The organism is Cognatishimia sp. (genome assembly GCF_049116455.1).
Classification (GTDB): Bacteria; Pseudomonadota; Alphaproteobacteria; order Rhodobacterales; family Rhodobacteraceae; genus Cognatishimia.
This window is the reverse complement of sequence record NZ_JAGDYW010000003.1, coordinates 890,176-908,156: the sequence shown is the minus strand read 5'-3', so window position 1 is coordinate 908,156 and position 17,981 is coordinate 890,176. Positions and strand designations below refer to the sequence as shown.

General features: G+C 52.9%; 19 protein-coding genes. 6 read left to right on the top strand and 13 right to left on the bottom strand.

What is annotated here, in order from left to right; genetic code table 11:
* The first annotated feature begins 6 nt into the window (after positions 1–6).
* The 4 genes from atpD to JXQ85_RS09485 all read left to right on the top strand — a co-directional run bounded on the left by atpD (position 7) and on the right by JXQ85_RS09485 (position 4,949).
* A complete protein-coding gene (atpD, locus tag JXQ85_RS09500; protein ID WP_421748660.1) occupies positions 7–1,431 on the top strand; it encodes a F0F1 ATP synthase subunit beta in 1,425 nt (474 codons plus the stop codon).
* A gap of 51 nt (positions 1,432–1,482) precedes the next feature.
* Entirely contained in the window at positions 1,483–1,881 is a 399-nt protein-coding gene (locus tag JXQ85_RS09495; protein ID WP_421748659.1) for a F0F1 ATP synthase subunit epsilon, read from the top strand.
* Between the two features lie 111 nt (positions 1,882–1,992).
* Positions 1,993–2,343 (top strand): H-type lectin domain-containing protein, encoded by a 351-nt coding sequence (locus JXQ85_RS09490; protein ID WP_421748658.1) that lies wholly within the window; start codon positions 1,993–1,995, stop codon positions 2,341–2,343.
* Positions 2,344–2,657: 314 nt separating this feature from the next.
* Positions 2,658–4,949, top strand: coding sequence for a polysaccharide lyase family 7 protein (locus tag JXQ85_RS09485; RefSeq protein ID WP_421748657.1), 2,292 nt, complete (start codon positions 2,658–2,660; stop codon positions 4,947–4,949).
* 103 nt (positions 4,950–5,052) lie between these two features.
* Here JXQ85_RS09485 and JXQ85_RS09480 read toward each other — a convergent pair whose 3' ends face one another.
* The 5 genes from JXQ85_RS09480 to JXQ85_RS09460 form a co-directional block, all read right to left on the bottom strand.
* Positions 5,053–5,430, bottom strand: a complete 378-nt coding sequence (locus JXQ85_RS09480) for a hypothetical protein (RefSeq protein ID WP_421748656.1) — start codon at positions 5,428–5,430, stop codon at positions 5,053–5,055.
* 6 nt (positions 5,431–5,436) lie between these two features.
* Positions 5,437–5,625 (bottom strand): hypothetical protein, encoded by a 189-nt coding sequence (locus tag JXQ85_RS09475; RefSeq protein WP_421748655.1) that lies wholly within the window; start codon positions 5,623–5,625, stop codon positions 5,437–5,439.
* An 81-nt stretch (positions 5,626–5,706) separates the two neighbouring features.
* Entirely contained in the window at positions 5,707–6,648 is a 942-nt protein-coding gene (locus JXQ85_RS09470) for an AraC family transcriptional regulator (RefSeq protein WP_421748654.1), read from the bottom strand.
* Positions 6,649–6,673: 25 nt separating this feature from the next.
* Positions 6,674–7,258 (bottom strand): YceI family protein, encoded by a 585-nt coding sequence (locus JXQ85_RS09465; RefSeq protein ID WP_421748653.1) that lies wholly within the window; start codon positions 7,256–7,258, stop codon positions 6,674–6,676.
* Between the two features lie 155 nt (positions 7,259–7,413).
* Positions 7,414–8,421, bottom strand: coding sequence for a ribose-phosphate pyrophosphokinase (locus tag JXQ85_RS09460; RefSeq protein ID WP_421748652.1), 1,008 nt, complete (start codon positions 8,419–8,421; stop codon positions 7,414–7,416).
* A 103-nt stretch (positions 8,422–8,524) separates the two neighbouring features.
* Here JXQ85_RS09460 and JXQ85_RS09455 point away from each other — a divergent pair, with 103 nt between their 5' ends.
* Positions 8,525–9,124 (top strand): 2-hydroxychromene-2-carboxylate isomerase, encoded by a 600-nt coding sequence (locus JXQ85_RS09455; RefSeq protein WP_421748651.1) that lies wholly within the window; start codon positions 8,525–8,527, stop codon positions 9,122–9,124.
* Here JXQ85_RS09455 and JXQ85_RS09450 read toward each other — a convergent pair.
* Positions 9,121–9,549 (bottom strand): DUF1489 family protein, encoded by a 429-nt coding sequence (locus JXQ85_RS09450; protein ID WP_421748650.1) that lies wholly within the window; start codon positions 9,547–9,549, stop codon positions 9,121–9,123. The genes JXQ85_RS09455 and JXQ85_RS09450 overlap by 4 nt on opposite strands.
* 134 nt (positions 9,550–9,683) lie before the next feature.
* On the opposite strand from JXQ85_RS09450, the gene JXQ85_RS09445 reads away from it, so the two are divergent.
* Positions 9,684–11,966: an adenosylcobalamin-dependent ribonucleoside-diphosphate reductase gene (locus JXQ85_RS09445; protein WP_421748649.1), complete on the top strand. Its 2,283-nt coding sequence runs from the start codon at positions 9,684–9,686 to the stop codon at positions 11,964–11,966.
* A gap of 149 nt (positions 11,967–12,115) precedes the next feature.
* Here JXQ85_RS09445 and JXQ85_RS09440 read toward each other — a convergent pair whose 3' ends face one another.
* The 7 genes from JXQ85_RS09440 to hisD all read right to left on the bottom strand — a co-directional run bounded on the left by JXQ85_RS09440 (position 12,116) and on the right by hisD (position 17,973).
* On the bottom strand, positions 12,116–12,595 hold the full coding sequence (locus JXQ85_RS09440; protein ID WP_421748648.1) for a hypothetical protein: 480 nt from the start codon (positions 12,593–12,595) through the stop codon (positions 12,116–12,118).
* Positions 12,596–12,704: 109 nt separating this feature from the next.
* Positions 12,705–13,817, bottom strand: coding sequence for an alpha-hydroxy acid oxidase (locus JXQ85_RS09435; protein ID WP_421748647.1), 1,113 nt, complete (start codon positions 13,815–13,817; stop codon positions 12,705–12,707).
* Entirely contained in the window at positions 13,817–14,371 is a 555-nt protein-coding gene (gene comE, locus JXQ85_RS09430; protein WP_421748646.1) for a sulfopyruvate decarboxylase subunit beta, read from the bottom strand. Before comE ends, JXQ85_RS09435 begins: the two co-directional genes overlap by 1 nt.
* Positions 14,368–14,874 carry a sulfopyruvate decarboxylase subunit alpha gene (comD, locus tag JXQ85_RS09425; RefSeq protein WP_421748645.1) on the bottom strand — a complete coding sequence of 169 codons (507 nt, stop codon included), beginning with the start codon at positions 14,872–14,874 and terminating at the stop codon, positions 14,368–14,370. Before comD ends, comE begins: the two co-directional genes overlap by 4 nt.
* 48 nt (positions 14,875–14,922) lie before the next feature.
* Positions 14,923–15,903 carry an alcohol dehydrogenase catalytic domain-containing protein gene (locus tag JXQ85_RS09420; protein WP_421748644.1) on the bottom strand — a complete coding sequence of 327 codons (981 nt, stop codon included), beginning with the start codon at positions 15,901–15,903 and terminating at the stop codon, positions 14,923–14,925.
* Positions 15,900–16,661, bottom strand: coding sequence for an SDR family NAD(P)-dependent oxidoreductase (locus JXQ85_RS09415; protein ID WP_421748643.1), 762 nt, complete (start codon positions 16,659–16,661; stop codon positions 15,900–15,902). The genes JXQ85_RS09420 and JXQ85_RS09415 overlap by 4 nt, the downstream gene beginning before the upstream one ends.
* On the bottom strand, positions 16,636–17,973 hold the full coding sequence (gene hisD, locus JXQ85_RS09410; protein ID WP_421748642.1) for a histidinol dehydrogenase: 1,338 nt from the start codon (positions 17,971–17,973) through the stop codon (positions 16,636–16,638). Before hisD ends, JXQ85_RS09415 begins: the two co-directional genes overlap by 26 nt.
* Between the last annotated feature and the right edge of the window lie 8 nt (positions 17,974–17,981).

Sequence of the window (17,981 nt, the reverse complement as noted above, 5' to 3'; positions counted from 1 at the left end):
CGAAACATGGCAAATGCTAAAGGCAAAGTCACTCAGGTGATTGGCGCCGTTGTCGACGTACAGTTCGAAGATTCCCTGCCGGAAATTCTGAACGCGCTGGACACCGACAACAACGGTAAGAAACTGGTTCTGGAAGTATCCCAGCACCTTGGCGAAAACACTGTTCGCTGCATCGCGATGGACGCGACCGAAGGTCTGGTTCGTGGCGCCGCAGTTGTAGACACAGGCGCACCAATCTCCGTTCCAGTTGGAACCGCGACATTGGGCCGTATCCTGAACGTTGTTGGTGAGCCAATCGACGAAAAAGGCCCTGTGAAAGCTGACGAAACTCGCGCGATCCACCAGGACGCACCTGAGTTCAACGAACAGTCCACAGAATCCGAAGTTCTGGTAACAGGCATCAAAGTTATCGACCTTCTCGCGCCTTACGCGAAGGGTGGTAAAATTGGTCTGTTCGGTGGTGCGGGTGTTGGTAAAACAGTTCTGATTATGGAATTGATCAACAACATCGCGAAAGTACACTCTGGTTACTCCGTATTCGCGGGTGTGGGCGAGCGTACACGTGAAGGTAACGACCTTTACCACGAGATGATCGAATCTAACGTTATTAAGCCTGACAACCTCGAAGAGTCTCAGGTTGCGCTGGTTTACGGCCAGATGAACGAACCTCCAGGTGCGCGTGCACGTGTTGCTCTGACAGGTCTGACCCTGGCGGAACAGTTCCGTGATGCATCCGGTACTGACGTTCTGTTCTTCGTTGACAACATCTTCCGCTTTACCCAAGCGGGCTCCGAGGTTTCCGCGCTGTTGGGTCGTATCCCATCTGCGGTTGGCTACCAGCCAACACTGGCAACCGACATGGGCGCGATGCAGGAACGTATTACATCCACTAAGAACGGCTCCATTACGTCCATTCAGGCCGTATACGTTCCAGCGGATGACTTGACCGACCCGGCACCTGCGACAACCTTTGCTCACTTGGACGCGACAACCGTTCTGAACCGTGCGATCTCTGAGCTGGGCATCTACCCAGCGGTTGACCCGCTCGATTCTTCGTCTCGCCTGATGGACCCATCTGTTGTGGGTGAAGAGCACTACAACGTGGCCTTCGAAGTGCAAGGTATCCTGCAGCGTTACAAATCCCTGCAAGACATCATCGCGATCCTTGGCATGGACGAACTGTCTGAAGAAGATAAGCTAACTGTTGCGCGTGCGCGTAAGATCCAGCGTTTCTTGTCTCAGCCGTTTGACGTTGCGAAGGTCTTCACTGGCTCTGACGGTGTTCAGGTCGCTCTGGAAGACACAATTGCGTCTTTCAAAGCTGTTGTGGCTGGCGAATACGACCACTTGCCAGAAGGCGCCTTCTACATGGTTGGCGGCATCGACGAAGTGATCGCAAAAGCCGAGAAAATGGCAGCGGAAGCCGCCTAAGAACGGATAGGTTGGCACCTTCGGGTGCCGACTTCCTGAAAGGAGGCCCCAATGGCTACTACAATGCAATTCGATCTGGTTAGCCCAGAACGTGCGCTTGCCTCTATGCAAGCCTCTGCAGTGCAAATCCCTGGTGCGGATGGCGACATGACAGCAATGCCTGATCATGCCCCAACCATCACCACTTTGCGCCCAGGTGTTCTGACTGTCGAAGGTCCAGACGGCTCCAGCAGCTATGCTGTGACCGGCGGCTTTGCGGAAATCAGCGCGGCGGGCACATCTGTTTTGGCAGAGAAAGCCATCGCGACTGCAGATATCACTGCAGACGACATGGATGCTCTGATCGCGACTGCAAAAGAAGCGGCAGACAACGCAGCGGCGGAAAACAAAGACGCGACTGCAAAGACTTTAGCAGACATGGAAGCGCTGCGCGCAGCTCTGAACGTCTGATAAACGTCAAATTTAAGTTTAAAGCAGGCCTCGCGTTACCGCGGGGCCTGTTTTCGTTTGAAAGCCTTTTTGGAAAAGTTGTATTGTCTCTGCACGTTTAGGGGATGAACGATGAGAATGATGCGCGGACGCACTCTTGGGATAGACCAAGGGGAACACCAATTGTTTTCCGATTTTGAAAACGGCGGAGATATGTGGATCGGCAAAGGTCCGCGTGAACGGCGCAAACATATCAATTTTTCAGAGAGCTTTCTGAACCTGCCCGTGGTGCAGGTGTCGCTGTCTTTGTGGGATGTATCAAATGGCAGCAATATTCGAGCTGATATTTCTGCGGAGAAAGTAACCGAAGATGGATTTGATTTGGTCTTTCGCACTTGGCAGGACAGCAAGATCGCGCGTGTACGCCTAAGCTGGATTGCCTTTGGTGAGATCGATGACGAAGACAGTTGGGACGTGCCTTAATCAGGCCCTGGTCTGGTCCCCCCCAATTCAATTGAAATAAGTTCTTTGGGATGCGGGAGCCGTCCGTCTGAGATCTTCATATGCTAATCGCATATGAGCTCCGAAGAGAATCTCGATTTCGCTATCTTTACATTTCGTACGTCAGCCCAACGCCGGGGTGTCATGCGTTACGTGTTTTTTAACATAATTTCAGATGCTTACGCATTGCCAAAGGCCACGACGCCTTTCTTGGGCAATTTACTAGAATTTTCCGTTAGACTAGTATACTAGTCTGCAGTTAAGCATATTTGGTTCACAGCTATTGGGAGGTTTCTGTGAGGAAATTCTTATTAACGTCGGTATGTACTCTTGCCACGGTAGCGCTTGTTTCGCAGGCATCTGCTAACACTTCATGTGATGCGCATGGGCCATTAACCATTATTTCCGCGACTGATGATGGGTTGTTTGACGACGTTTACGGCCCGCATAACGCCATTGATGGCGATATGGAGCCAACATCGCGTTGGTCTAACGAAAGTCAGGGTGCGCCTAAAATTCTCGATTTGGATTTAGGGGCTATACAGACTCTGAAGGGCCTTTCCATTGCTTGGTACAAGGGCGACCAACGGCAGACAAATTTCTGGGTAGAGGCCTCTGAAGACGGCGTGAGCTGGAAAACGGTCATTGCTGAACGTCAATCAGGCGGTGGGGTTCTCGGTTTGGAGGGCTATGTATTTGATCCCATCCAAGCCCAGTTTGTGCGCATCGTTGGCAATGGCAACACCAGCAACGACTGGAACAGCCTGACTGAGGTGGTGGCATCTGGATGCGGTTTTGCGGTTGCTGCACCTGATCAGCCGATTTTAACCGCAAAACGAGGGACTGGCCTTTACGGGTTGGACCCAACCAAATCACCTGGTGAGAATTTTGATTTGTTGGGATGGTATATGACCACACCCGCAGATGACGATGGTGACGGTCGATCAGACAGCGTCTATGAAAACGAGCTCTCCGCTGGTTGGGTCGATCCACGTTATTTCTATACGGATCCTGTCACCGGAGGCATGGTGTTTCGCGTGACCCCGGCGGGTGCAAAGACATCCGAAAATACCAGCTACACACGTAGCGAGCTGCGCGGCATGTTACGTCGGGGTGACGAAAAGATTGGTACGCGTGGGGCGAATAAAAATAATTGGGTGTTTTCTTCAGCACCTTTGTCGGCCAAAGCCGCCGCTGCCGGGATCGACGGAAAACTGCGCGCAACCTTGTCAGTGAACCAAGTGACCCGTCAGGGTAAGGCCTATCAGGTTGGACGCGTTGTGATTGGTCAAATCCACGCCAAGAACGATGAGCCGATCCGTCTGTATTATCGCAAGCTCCCGCATAATAAGTATGGTTCGCTGTATTTCGCGCACGACCCTGAAATCGGCAAAGAGACATGGGTGACGGTGATTGGCTCGCGTGCGGATCGCGCAGATAATCCTGATGACGGGATCGCACTCGATGAAATCTTTACCTATGAGATCGAAGTCAAAGGGAAGCGTGAAGGGGATTTAACGATCCCAATGTTGCACCTGACGATTACACGCGATGATGGGTCTCAGGTGTCGATTGAACCGTTTGATATGCGCGAAAGTGGCTTTAGCACGGATGATGAATTCATGTTCTTTAAGGCCGGGGCCTATTCGGGCAACAACACCAGCCCTGAGCCTGACACTGACTTCGATAGGGTTACGTTTTACGAACTCGACTATTCGCATAACAAACCGCCGTCGGGTGCATGGGTTGATAGGTTGGTTGCAGCTGAAAAGGCAAAAAAGCTTGCTTTACTAACCGAGGTGACTCCGCCAAATCCTGCCCAAGCGGGTACGATCATCGACGATAGTTTCGCTGACGGCGATCGGAATGGTGGTGCTGACGAATTGGGCGGTGTCTGGTGGACCACTAGTGCAAAGACGGCGATCGAAATCGAACCGGGAAAGCTAGGTATCGTTTCAGGTACATCTGGCCGTGGCATTCGCACAACGTTTGAGCCTCAAACTCTCGCAGAGGGTCAGGCGATCAAGACAACTTTTACGTTCACTACACCAGAGACTGTCGGGACAGATCGCCAAGATGCCTTTCGGGTTGGCTTCCATGACCGTCTGGAACGTGCAGATCTTGAACAGGATTTGAGTGCGTCATCTTCAGCGCCAAACAAGATCTATAACGCTTTACCTGGATATATGGTGACCTTTGATGTGAACCGCGCTGATCCGACATTGAACAATGTAGATATTCGCAAGCACATTCGGATTAAAGAAGTTGGGCGATTGATGAGCACCTACCAAGGCTATGAACTGCTTGCCGAAGGAGGGGAAAGCTTCACGTTTGCCCCTGACATGACCTATCGAGGGGAAGTGACCTTTCAGAAATCTGCTGCTGGTTTGACCATCACTGGCACGCTCAACAATGCAGCAGGTCAAATGACCACCTTTGCACACACTGACGAAGGCAGCGATGTGAACAATTTCGGTATGTTGTCGTTTCATGTAAACAGTCGAACCTTTGGATCGACAGGCATGCCGGATAAACCTGACAACGGAGTTGCGTTTAGCAATGTTAAAGTTGAGGTTTTGGCCGAGTAGATTAGCCACCCATATCGATTTGCCTGGCGGAGATTTAACTGCCCGCCGGGCAACGTGATCGTAATGCCAATTGGCCCACTTCAAGTGTATCTAAAGTGCTGATCTAAATGAAATTAGGTCTGCCGTTTACCAGCTCGTGCGCGAGTTCAGCTGCGATGCCTCGATCGTTCAGAGCGCTGGCCAATGTGTCCGCATCTTGCTTACTGGAGGCGCGATCCATTGATGTGAAATGCAGTTGGAAATCCTTTTCAGATCCACTTTCAGCCTTGAGGTCTTCTAGGTTCACCAGCAGCATCAGAATGCTGACCAGACGATACTCCATCGCGTCAATGGTTGCCTTTGGCAGATTGCTTGCGGTGAACAATAAGACACCTGCATTCAAGGCGCCTGATTTGCTGTCTGAAAACAGCACAGTATAGTCGCCTTCGGCAATATTAGGGTCCGTGCGCAGGCAGCAGGTTATGAGTTCTGACAGTTTCATGGGGCTCTACGCATCCTCGGGCTTCACCATACAATAGGTATCCCCAAGCCGTTCCCAAAGAACACGACCTTTTTCTGCATCGATCACGACCAGTTTTTCGTTTGGTCCAACCACAGATACGATATCGCCTAGCAGTGATGCAAAAAACTGCATCTGCTCAACGCTAAGACATTCTAGCAAAATAGGCTCCGACATTGCCTAGGCTTAGCCTAGCAACTTAGGCACACATGAAAAGGTTAATTTTACGCGGGCAGGCTGGGTCTCAAGAATGATTGTCTAAGCAGCGCAGGATGAAGCACGAGCGGCTATGACAGGCATGCAGAGTGTTAAGCCCTCTGAAGGGCTGCGCAGGCGATAGTTGTCAGCATGACAAATTTCAAAAGCCGCATGATTATGCATCCGCAGGTTTTGATTGGGAATCCACGTGTCGATCAACCATTGCCACGCCTGCATGATGTCATTGGACGAGCCGGTGACTTCAAGCGTCGCGACAGTCATTTCAGGCATGTGGCGGATACTGACCACTTCATCCTCGTCGATGTCTTGATCCACTGGTAGGCAAACGTCGTAGTGACATAGTGCGGGCGGGGTGAGGCTGGGGTTATTCGGGCAGAGCCCATAGATTTCCGAATTGCGACGCCAAAGTTGCTTTTCCTGTGCCCAAGCCATGAGTACGTTAAAAGCGGTTTCGAGGGTAATATTGGCCACGGCAGGATTTTTTGCATTAAAATAAGGCCCTTGGTGGCGCACATAGGCCAGTCGCGTTTCAGGTATGCGGCGCAAAGAAACAGGCCAAGGTTCTACAACTGGGCCATAAATCTGGACCGGATCGAGCATACAATAGGCATGGATCTGGTTCGCCGGTAAGTCGCGCACGCCCCAAAGGTTGGCCTTTCGGAACTGGCGTGGACCAAGCCCATAGCGGCGACGGAAGGCATGAGAAAAGGCTTCGGAACTCGCAAAACCAGCGTCCATTCCAATATGGGTGATGGCTTGTTGCGGTGAGAAGATCAGCTTGGAAGCCGCGCGTTCCAACCGTGCGCGCGCCAGAAATGCCATGGGCGTTTCTTTACAGTGTTGCGCAAAGCTGCGGGTGAAATGAAAACGCGACAGACATGCGACATCGGCAAGCTCATCAAGGCAGAGGTCTTGCTCGTGATGCTCAGAGATAAAATTGATGACCCGGTTGATCCGATGTCTTTGTGCCGCGCGGTGCATTCAATTGCCGTTAAGTGATCCGATCTTATTGTCGCTGCAGTTGCGAGTTGATTTCAATGAAAATATCTCCGGTGGAATAATCGCCCACACCAAAGGCCCGGTGTCGGATTGTGGTTTCTGCATTAAAGGCCAGCCATTCGCCCTTAAACGCAGACAGGAAGGCCCCAACTGGGTGTTTGCCTTGATGGATCAGCTCGGCTTTCAATACGATGGGATTGGTGCGCCCGTTAATGGTGAGCTCGCCTGCGATGTCTGCTGTTGTCTCGCTGGTTAACGTCACCCCAGTGCTTTTGAAGGTGATCTCAGGGTGTTCTTCGGCATTCAGCCAATGGCTTTTAAGCAGTTCGCTATCAAGCGCTGGCACACCCGTTGCAATGCTGGACACGTCGATTGTCACATCAAGGGAAGCACCCTCTGGTGCTGCGGTATCGATGTTCAAAAGGCCTTCGACGCGGGTGAATTCTCCGTGTTGCATGGACACGCCTGCGTGGCTCCAGCCAAAGAAGACCTCTGTGTGGCCGGCGTCGGTCTTATACGTTTCTGAGGCAGCGACGAGGCTGGCAAACAAGGAGAGGAGGCTGGCGGCGCCAAGCACTTTGGTTTTGGACACGGGAATTCCTTTCTAAATGACACGCGGGGAGGGGAACCTGCCTGTCAGTCTTAAAAGGCCCGCTATTCAAAAACCTGATCGAGATTGCTGTTTGTCGCAAAAAAAACAGGCGCCCGATGGGACGCCTGCTCGTTGCATGGCTACATTAGTCAAGCTTACTTCAGAAGGCCTTCGTATGCGCCTTCCAAAGTCTCTGTTTCAAACAGGGACGAGACAGAAGCACCGTTCCAGATGTTCATGATCGCATGTGCAAAGACTGGTGCGGTTGGTAGAACGCGGATGTTCGGGCAGTTGCTGACCGCCTCAGTAGGCTTGATGGTGTCGGTGATGACCAAAGATTTCATCACAGAATTGGTCACGCGATCTACAGCAGGGCCAGACATAACACCGTGTGAGATATAGGCGTGCACTTCGGTTGCGCCGTGCTCCAGCAACACTTCTGCCGCTTTGCAAAGCGTGCCAGCTGTGTCGCACATGTCGTCCACAATCAGACATTTCTTGCCGGTGACGTCACCGATCACGGTCATCTCTGCGACTTCGCCCGGTTTCTCGCGGCGTTTGTCCACGATCGACAATGGTGCGTTGATGCGTTTCGCAAGTTCACGCGCACGGGCCACGCCGCCCACGTCAGGGGAAACAACCATCAGATCATCCATATTGCCTTTGAACTGTTCTTTGATGTCCAAAGCAAAGACTGGTGACGCATAAAGGTTGTCGACCGGAATGTCGAAGAAGCCCTGAATCTGCGCTGCGTGCAGGTCCATGGTCAAAACCCGCTCAACACCAGCTTCTACCAACATGTTTGCGACCAGCTTGGCAGAGATCGGTGTGCGGGCCTTGGCGCGGCGATCCTGACGGGCATAGCCGAAGTAAGGGATCACTGCGGTGATGCGCTTAGCAGAAGACCGACGCAATGCGTCGGCCATAATCAGAAGTTCCATCAGGTTGTCGTTCGCCGGATTTGAGGTCGGCTGGATGATAAACATATCCTCGCCGCGCACGTTTTCGAAGACTTCAACAAAGATCTCGCCGTCGTTGAAGCGTTCAACACGCGCATCGACCAGGCCAAGGTTGCGATGGATGTTCATCCGTCGCGCGATGGATTTCGCCAACTGTGGGTTGGCGTTGCCTGTGATTAATTTAGGTTCCATGGTGGTTGGCATTTGCGCGTATCCCCGTTCGCAAGATGACAGATTCGTGACGTTGCGCACGCTGTAGCACGCGTTAAGCTAATGGCAAAGCAATGCTATCATCCGGAGGGACCAAATGCCCCATATCGACTATTATTTTGCTACGATTTCCCCCTACACCTATTTAGCCGGCGGTGGCCTTGAGGAGATTGCTGCCAAACATGATGCGCAGATCACCTACAAACCCATCGATATGATGGGCGTGCTTTCTCGCACAGGTGGGACGGCCCCGAAGGATCGCCATCCCAACCGTCAACAATACCGAGCGCAAGATCTTGTGCGCAGCGCCAAAAAGCTGGGCATGGACTTTAAGCTAAAGCCAGCGCATTGGCCGACCAATATGGCACCATCGTCTTATGCCATTATCGCGGCGCAAAATGCCGGGGGCGGGGATATGGCGGTCTTGGTCCAGAGCATCCTCAGAGCCTGTTGGGTCGAAGACAAAGATATCTCACAGGATGAGGTCATTAAAACCTGTCTGACCAATGCCGGGTTTGATGCAGGCCTCGCAGACAGCGGTCTTTTGATGGGTGCTGAAACCTATGCGCGCAATTTGGATGAAGCTGTCGAAGCCGGCGTATTTGGCGCGCCGTTTTATGTGGTCGATGGCAAAGAGGGATTCTGGGGCAGGGATCGCCTAGAGGATCTGGATCTTTACTTGGCGGGAAAGCTTTAGATCACACCAATCTCAGCAAGGGCCGTTGCCAATTCGGTTGGCAGCGGCTCTTCGCTTTTGCGCCCTTTCGGCAAATCAGGCGGCGCATCTTCGGCCTTGAGGTAACGCCAACCCTGAAAAGGGCGACGCAAAGCGGTCTGGGTTCGGATCAGCTCTGGCCCCAAGACAATGGCGCAGCGCCGGATCCCATCGCTGCCAATCACCTCATCAAAGCCAACTATGCGTTGCCGCGCTTGGATGGATCCCTTAATGACCCAATACATCGAGCCACCTTCGAGAATCTCTTTCTCGCGGCGCGGCCACATGCGTGTGACATGACGCGAAGAGCCGTCAGGTGCCTCAGAACGCTTGATTTTTTGCCATTCTTCCAGGCCTTCAACCGTCTCGGTGCCAACGCTCAGCTTTACTAGATGTAGTGGATTCATATTTTTTGACCACAATTAGTGGTATTTCTCTTGTGTCTTTTGGCGCGTTGGATAAGAATAGAGGCCTGACGCGGGCTTTCAAGCCCCGTGGGTCCTGCCAAACTTAAAAAATACGCCAAACACTGAGGGAAATGATGAGTCGCTTTGCTGCCCCAATCGCCGAATCCATCTGGGATATGAAATACCGTTTCAAAGAAGCGGACGGCACGCCGATTGATCAAACCGTTGAAGACAGCTGGCGCCGCATCGCGCGCGATCTCGCGAAGGTCGAAAAGAAACCGGAAGAGTGGGAAGACAAGTTCTACGCCGCTCTGGAGGATTTCAAATACCTCCCTGCAGGCCGCATTACAGCCGGTGCAGGCACAGCGCGCAAAGTGACTTTGTTTAACTGTTTCGTCATGGGCACCATCCCTGACAGCATGTCTGGCATTTTCGACATGCTGAAAGAAGCGGCGCTGACCATGCAGCAGGGCGGCGGCATTGGCTATGATTTCTCCACCATCCGCCCACGTGGCGCGGATGTGAAAGGCGTTGCAGCAGATGCGTCTGGTCCTTTGTCATTCATGGATGTCTGGGACGCAATGTGCCGGACCATCATGTCTGCAGGCTCTCGCCGTGGTGCGATGATGGCGACCATGCGCTGTGATCACCCAGATATCGAGCACTTCATCACCGCCAAGTCCGACCCAGCGCGCCTGCGCATGTTCAACATGTCCGTGCTTGTGACCGACGACTTCATGGAAGCGGTGAAAGCAGACGGGTCTTGGGAATTGGTCTTTGATGGCAAGGTCTTCCAGACCGTTAATGCCCGTGATCTGTGGAATAAGATCATGCAGAACACCTATGATCAGGCTGAGCCAGGCGTGATCTTTATCGACCGTATCAACAAGTCCAACAACTTGAACTACGTTGAACAGATCGCAGCGACCAACCCATGTGGCGAGCAACCTCTGCCGCCTTATGGCGCATGTCTGCTGGGTTCGATCAACCTTGCGCGTTTGGTGACAGCGCCGTTTGAAAAAGCCGCTGAGCTGAACGAAGAAGCGCTGACCGATCTCGTGAAAACCGCTGTTCGCATGATGGACAACGTTGTCGATGCATCTAACTTTCCGCTGGATGCACAAGCACAGGAAGCGCAAGCCAAGCGCCGGATTGGCCTTGGTGTGACCGGTCTGGCAGATGCTCTGCTGATGCTCGGCCTGAAATACGGAACCGAAAAAGCCGCAGCACAGACCGAAGCTTGGATGAAAGCCATTGCGCATGCCTCCTACAAAGCATCGGTTGATCTTGCGAAAGAGAAGGGGGCTTTCCCACTCTTTGACGCGGACAAATACGTTGACGGCGGCATGGTTCAGTATCTGGATGAAGACCTGAAAGCTGAAATCCGCGAGCACGGCATCCGCAACGCGCTACTGACGTCCATCGCGCCAACCGGCACGATTTCCTTGTACGCTGGTAACGTCTCTTCCGGCATCGAGCCGGTGTTCGCTTATGCTTACACCCGCAAGGTTCTGCAAAAAGATGGTTCCCGTACCGAAGAGGAAGTTGTTGATTACGCGGTGAAACTCTGGCGTGAGAAATTTGGCGACAAAGAGCTGCCAGATTACTTTGTGAACGCGCAAACACTTGCCCCACTGGATCACGTCCGCATGCAGGCCGCGGCGCAGAAATGGATCGACAGCTCGATCTCCAAGACCATCAACTGCCCAGAAGACATCAGCTTTGATGCCTTCAAAGATGTGTACATGGAAGCATGGGATACCGGCTGCAAAGGCTGCACAACTTATCGTCCAAACGACATCACTGGCTCTGTTCTGACCGTGTCCGAAAGCTCCGAAGACGCACCGGGCGAAAAGCCAGCAGATGCCGTCGCTGATACCGGTGAAGTCATCTACATGTCCGAGCCGCTGGATCGCCCGCAATCCTTGGAAGGTGCGACCTACAAGCTTAAATGGCCAGATTCCGAGCATGCGATCTACCTGACCGTGAACGACGTGGTCATCAACGGACATCGCCGTCCTTTCGAGGTCTTCATTAACTCCAAAAACATGGAGCATTACGCTTGGACACTGGCCCTGACTCGTATGGTCTCTGCCGTGTTCCGCCGTGGTGGTGACGTGAGCTTTGTGGTTGAAGAACTGAAAGCCGTATTTGATCCGCGCGGTGGCGCATGGATGGAGGGTAAATACATCCCATCCATTCTGGCCGCGATTGGTGGCGTGATCGAAAAGCACATGGTCGCGATTGGTTTTATCGAAGGCGAAGGCAAAGGCCTGAAATCGGACCCGCATGCAGAGGTCATGGTGGTCGGTGAAGCCCCACGCGGCAAAGCCTGCCCGTCCTGCGGTGAATTCACATTGAACATGGTCGAGGGCTGCATGACCTGCAGTAGCTGTGGCCACAGCAAGTGTGGCTAAGACGCGGAGCGATTGGTGTTGTTGTCGATTACACCATAGGCTGTCTGAAATTCACACCATAGGTTTTCTGGATTGCCAAATTTGAAGGCGATCTGGACAACAAAAAAGGCGCAGGAACGAACCTGCGCCTTTTCTTTGTTCCGAGTGTTTTACTTTAGAACGTTTTCAACCTCTTCACGAGAATACACACTCCCATACCTAAGATCATGAGCTGAAATGGGCTCGACGTTGGATAGGCGCAATTTGCGAATAGTCGTTCGCGCAGTGCCTCCGAACTCTAGAGCGAGCGTTTTTGGCGTAAGAAACTGCGAATGAAATGTATCTTCATCTTCTGGTGTAAAGTAAATCTGGCGCTTTTTGGTGATGGGGTTTGTTAGGACCGAAGTTTGGAAATGACCATCACCGATCATGAGTTTCAGTTTTGAAGGCTGATGAATACCAACGGATTTGGCGAACATCTCAATGCTTTTGGCTTCGAGTAGGGTGGGCCGAAGCGCGGCTGCCACGTCATCATGATAAACGTGTATGGACTTGTAGCCTTCCCATCCCATCCTGTTTCCGACGCGCCTGATTGTTCCATTCCTAATTGCGGCGATGATTTCGCCGGGGCTCATACTTGTCTTACTCATCGTCCACTCCTCGGTGGTTACCATGAGCTCTGAACACTTTCTTATCAAATTGCCCTAGTTGGCCCCATAAGCGTTGACGTCAGACAAATATCATAAAGATCGATTAAGCTTAAACGTAGGGTGCCTTTGGGTTTTCAGACAATCGATTAATCCCAATTTGAGCCATGGCGATTGATGTTTCGTCGCTCAGTACATCCCAAAGCTGCTCGAGCCCCGTTTCCCCGCCAGCAGCGATTGCAAACTGCAAGATGCGCCCAAAGAACGTATAATCAGCTCCAGCTTCGATCGCTTTCAAAACATCTTCCCCAGATCGCAGTCCGCTATCGTAGAAAAGTGGAAACTCCGGCCCGAGCGCGGTGCGCATGTGGGAAATCATTTTGAAGGGTGACGGAGCGCTATCCAATTGGCGCGCGCCATGGCTGGAAACCTGAATTGCGTCAACACCATGGGCTTTGAGTTGCAGCGCATCTTCCACATCCAGCACGCCCTTGACCACCAAGTTTCCTCGCCAGACCTGGCGCAACTTGTCCAAAGTTTCCCATGTTGCTTTGGCGCGACTTTCTGTGCGGTCGAATTCAAAGCCTTCCATTTTAAAGTTAGCCATATCCGGTTTGCCGGCAGACAGTGTTGAAAGCGACCATCTGGGGTGCAGAGCAAAGTCGATGAATTGGGATACGCCGATCTTAAAGGGCATCTTGAAACCATGACGTAATTCGCGCGGGCGACGACCAACTTCAGGAACATCCACTGTAAGTATCAGTGTTTCATATCCTGCTGCTTTGGCCCGTTCGACGAGCTTGAATGTCCCTTCTCCACTTCCGCTAAAGTACAGCTGAAACCAAGCATTGCCTTCTGCGACCTCGATGATTTCCTCCAAAGGAGTGGAAGCGACAGTCGAAACGCAGTGAGGGATGTCATATTTAGCCGCGAGTCGCGCGAGCATGAGATCAGCCCCGGGTGCTGCGAGATTGCACATCCCCATCGGCGCAATGCCAAAAGGGCGCTGAGCGAGTTTGCCAAAGACCGATTTTGAAAGGGAGCGTTGGCTGACATCTCTCAGGATGCGCGGAGATAAGGTTGCATTATCAAGTGCGGCACGATTGCGCGCCGCACCTTTTTCCGCTCCGGCAGAGCCGTCGATATAGTCAAACACCATCCACGGCAGGCGCCGTTTGGCGATGCGCCGGGCGTCTTCAGCGCTGTGAATTGTGTTAGAAAACATTAGGCTTTGACTGCTTCCATGAAACGATGGCGGATCACCACGGGATCCATTGTGATGACAGGCAGTTTGATATTGCCGCTATCACATTTGCAAACAATCACCGTCATCTCATCACTGTCGATCGCATTCTGCAGAACAGGGCCAAGGTCTTGGTCTTGAACCTCGATCACTGTCTCACATCCGCAGGCTTTCGCCACTGCTGCAAGAGAGGTTTTCTTGCCGGCATAGGTAGGTTGATCCCCGGTTGAGCCATAAGATCCATTGTCGATAATCAGCAGCGTGTAGTTACCTGTCGCGTTATTGGCGATTGTGGGCAGAGTGCCAAGATTGGTTAAAACAGAGCCATCCCCGTCGATGGAAATCACTGGTTTGTCCTGGGCCAGCGCCAAACCGAAACCAATCGAGGATGACAGCCCCATGGTGCCCAGCATGTAAAAGTTGGTTGGCTGATCGTCGATCATGTGCAGTTCTTGGCTTGGAAGGCCAATGTTGCACACAACCAGATGGTCGCGGATGATCGGGGCGATTTCTTTTAGAATTTCAGAACGGATCATTGATCGCCATAGCCTCCCCAGAAGTTTGCGTCCGTCAAGATCGCGACGGGTTTATTGCTCATGAATGTATATTTCAGGATGTTGTCGAATTCCTCTACATCCTTTTGCCAATGAAAATGGTAAGTCGGGATGTTAAGCTGCGCCAGAAGCGCCTTTGTGTGCACAGCCATTTCAACCTGGCAGGCGACCGGCTCGCGCAACTCACCTCGGTAAGAAATGATCATTGGCAGAGGCATGCGATAGAACTGAGTTAGCGTTGCCAGCGTATTTAGTGTTACGCCGAGGGCCGTGTTTTGCATGATGATAGCTGGGCGTTTGCCACCCATGAATGCTCCAGCACAGAGCCCCATGCCTTCGTCTTCTTTGTTGGATGGAACGTGTAAGATGTCGTCACGGTTTTCAATTTCATCAATCACTCCGGCCAGCTGTTTGCATGGGACCGTGGTGACGAAAGAAACGTCGTTCGCAACAAGATCATCGGCGATCTTCTTGTCGATGTTCATTCTATTTACCTTTCTGGGAAGCGCCGGTTTTGCTTAAGCGCGTTGACTTTAATTCCATGGATCAAGGATGATTTTCGGGGTTGCCACAGCGCCGCTCAGCAAATCGACAAAGGCAGAGTTCCCTTCCGAAAGGGAACGCGTCTCTGTCCAATCCAGAGGGCCAAGCCGACCGTCAAACATGGCCTGCGCCGTGTTTCGAAAATCCTGCGCTGTATAGGTGTATGTGCCAATGAAGACGATTTCCTGCAGCGTCATGCGCCGAATATCCAAGCCACCCATGTCCTCACCCAATCCGACGTGTGTGATGACCCCGCCAGGGTCAGCAAGTGCTGACGCCGTGGCCCGCGTTGCAGCATACCCGACGGCATCAACAACGATCGGGAAGCTGCCCGTTGGGGTTTTGACAGCGGTTTGACCGCATTGCTGAGCTAAGAAGCTGCGTCGCATGTCATTGGGTTCTGCGATGATCACATCCTCAATACCCATGGCGCGCAACGCCAAAGCTGCAGCGAGTCCAATGGCACCACCACCGATAACCAAAGCGCGCTTATCCATACTAGGATGAAGCGCATCCAGTGCCAGCCGTACAGCGTGCCAGCTGACTGCCATGGGTTCAGCCAAGGCTGCGATCCCAAAAGAAATGTGTTTAGGCACTTCAACAAGGTTGCTCTCTGGCATGGCCACATATTGCGCGAATGCGCCTTCGCGCGGCGGCATCGATATGATTTGCCGCGTCGGACAAAGGTTTTCGCGACCAGCTTTGCAGGCACGGCATGTTCTGCAGGATACCAAAGGGTTGATTGTCACACGGTTGCCGTCTTTTGGGCCACCCACGATGGTTCCTGCGCCTTCGTGGCCCAAAATCAATGGGGCAGGCCGACGTGCATCGTGACCGAGGTAGGCATGCATGTCTGAACCGCAGATACCAACGGCTTCGATCTTGATTAAGTGCTCTTCGTCTTGGGGGGTTGGGTCTGGGACCTCGCGAAACCCTAGGGTCTGCACGCCGTCATAAACAAGTGCTTTCATTTTGCAGTGAACCCCCCATCAACCATCAAAACCTGTCCGGTGACGTAAGAGGAGGCTTCGGAGCACAGAAACAGCAGGGGACCGTCCATGTCTTCCATCGTGCCGTTGCGCCCGATGCAGGTTTGCTGAGCATTGCGATTTGCGCGCGCAGGGTCGTCAAACACAGCAGCGGTGAGTTCTGTTGGGAAAAACCCTGGTCCAATAGCATTTGCAGTAATGCCATGGGGCGACCATGCCTCGGCCATTGCACGGGTCAATTGGCCGACCCCTCCCTTGGTCGCCCCATAAGCAATCCCCCCGGGGAAGGCGCGCGTGGTTTGCAACGAAGCAAAGTTCACGATGCGCCCCCAACCTTTTCCCTTCATAGCGGGTACAAGCGCCTGCGACAGAAAGAACGGGGCGGATAGGTTGATGGCGAGCGTTTGATCCCAACCTCGACCGGTCACCTCGTCTGCAGGCTCGCGCGTGTTGAGTCCGGCTGCATGAATCACGATATCCGGCGCGCCAAAGGGTTGTGAAATGCGATCCGCCAGATCAGCAATACCTTCGCGGTCGGTGATGTCAGCAGCCACAGCCGCCGCTTGTGCTCCCACTTCGTCACAAAGGCTCGCCAACGCATCTTCGCGTCTCGCGACACCGACGACCTGCGCACCGGCAGCGGCCAAAGCAATCGCCGCTCGTCGCCCAAGACCAGAGCTCGCGCCTGTGATACAGGCGACTTTTCCGTTCAGGTCAAAAAGTTGTCGTGGATCGTGCATCTTTGTCAGCGTCCGCAGTCAGATCGAATGTTTCATCAGGGAAATATTTTGCCAGACGCACATCTGCTGCACGCGCGTGCCCCTCCATGCCTTCAAGGCGTGAAATCCGGGCCGTGGCTTCAGCAACACGTTTGGATGCTGTACGTGTGGTGCGCTGCCAAGTCACGATTTTCATGTATTTGTGCACAGACAGACCACCTGTGTAGCTGGCCGCACCCGAGGTCGGTAGAACATGGTTCGTGCCGGTGGCTTTATCGCCATAAGACACGGTGGTTTCTTCGCCCAGGAATAGAGAGCCATAACAAGTCAGACGCTCCAACCACCAATCCAGATCTTCAGCTTGAACCGTTAGGTGTTCCGGCGCGTAATCATCCGAACAAGCTGCCATTTCCTCGCGATCGGCGCAGAGGATAACCTCGGCATAGTCACGCCATGCCGCAAAGGCGTTGTCGCGGTTCAGTTCCGGCAGATCTTCGATCAGAGCGGGTACAATTTCCATGACCTTTTCAGCCAAAGCGCGATCATCTGTAACCAGCCAAACTGGAGAGTTATACCCATGTTCTGCCTGGGAGACCAAATCTGTCGCCACGATATATGCATCAGCAGTATTGTCAGCCAGAATAAGACTGTCGGTCGGACCGGCGATCATGTCGATGCCCACACGACCAAAGAGGATGCGCTTCGCTTCGGCGACAAACTGGTTGCCCGGACCAACGAGGATATTGGCTTTGGGCAAGCCGAATAGACCAAAGGTCATCGCCGCTACACCCTGAACGCCGCCCATCGCCATGATCTTGTCCGCGCCACAGATGTGCGCTGCATAGATTATCGCTGGGGCCACACCAACACCGGGGCGAGGAGGTGAACACGCTGTGATGTGACGGCATCCAGCCACTTTCGCGGTGGTCACAGTCATGATCGCGCTGGCAATATGGCTGTAGCGACCACCCGGAACGTAACACCCTGCGGCGTCAACCGGGATGGCTTTCTGACCGGCGATAAAACCTGGTTCGATTTCCATCTCGACTTCCGAAAGGGTCGATTTCTGTGTTTCGGCAAAGCGTTTCACATTGTCATGGGCAAAACGGATGTCTGCTTTCAGTTTTTCTGGGATCAATGCGATTGCTGCGTCGATCTCAGTCTGAGTCAACAACACGTTGCCGTCATAGCGGTCAAACTTGGACGCATATTCCATTGCTTTTGTGTCGCCGCCTTCGCTGATGTCATTCAGGATGGTCTTGACCGTCTCATGGACTTCCGACGCATCCGATTTCGCTGTGAGGGTAGCTTTTTTGAGGTATTCGAGTGTCATTTCTCAGA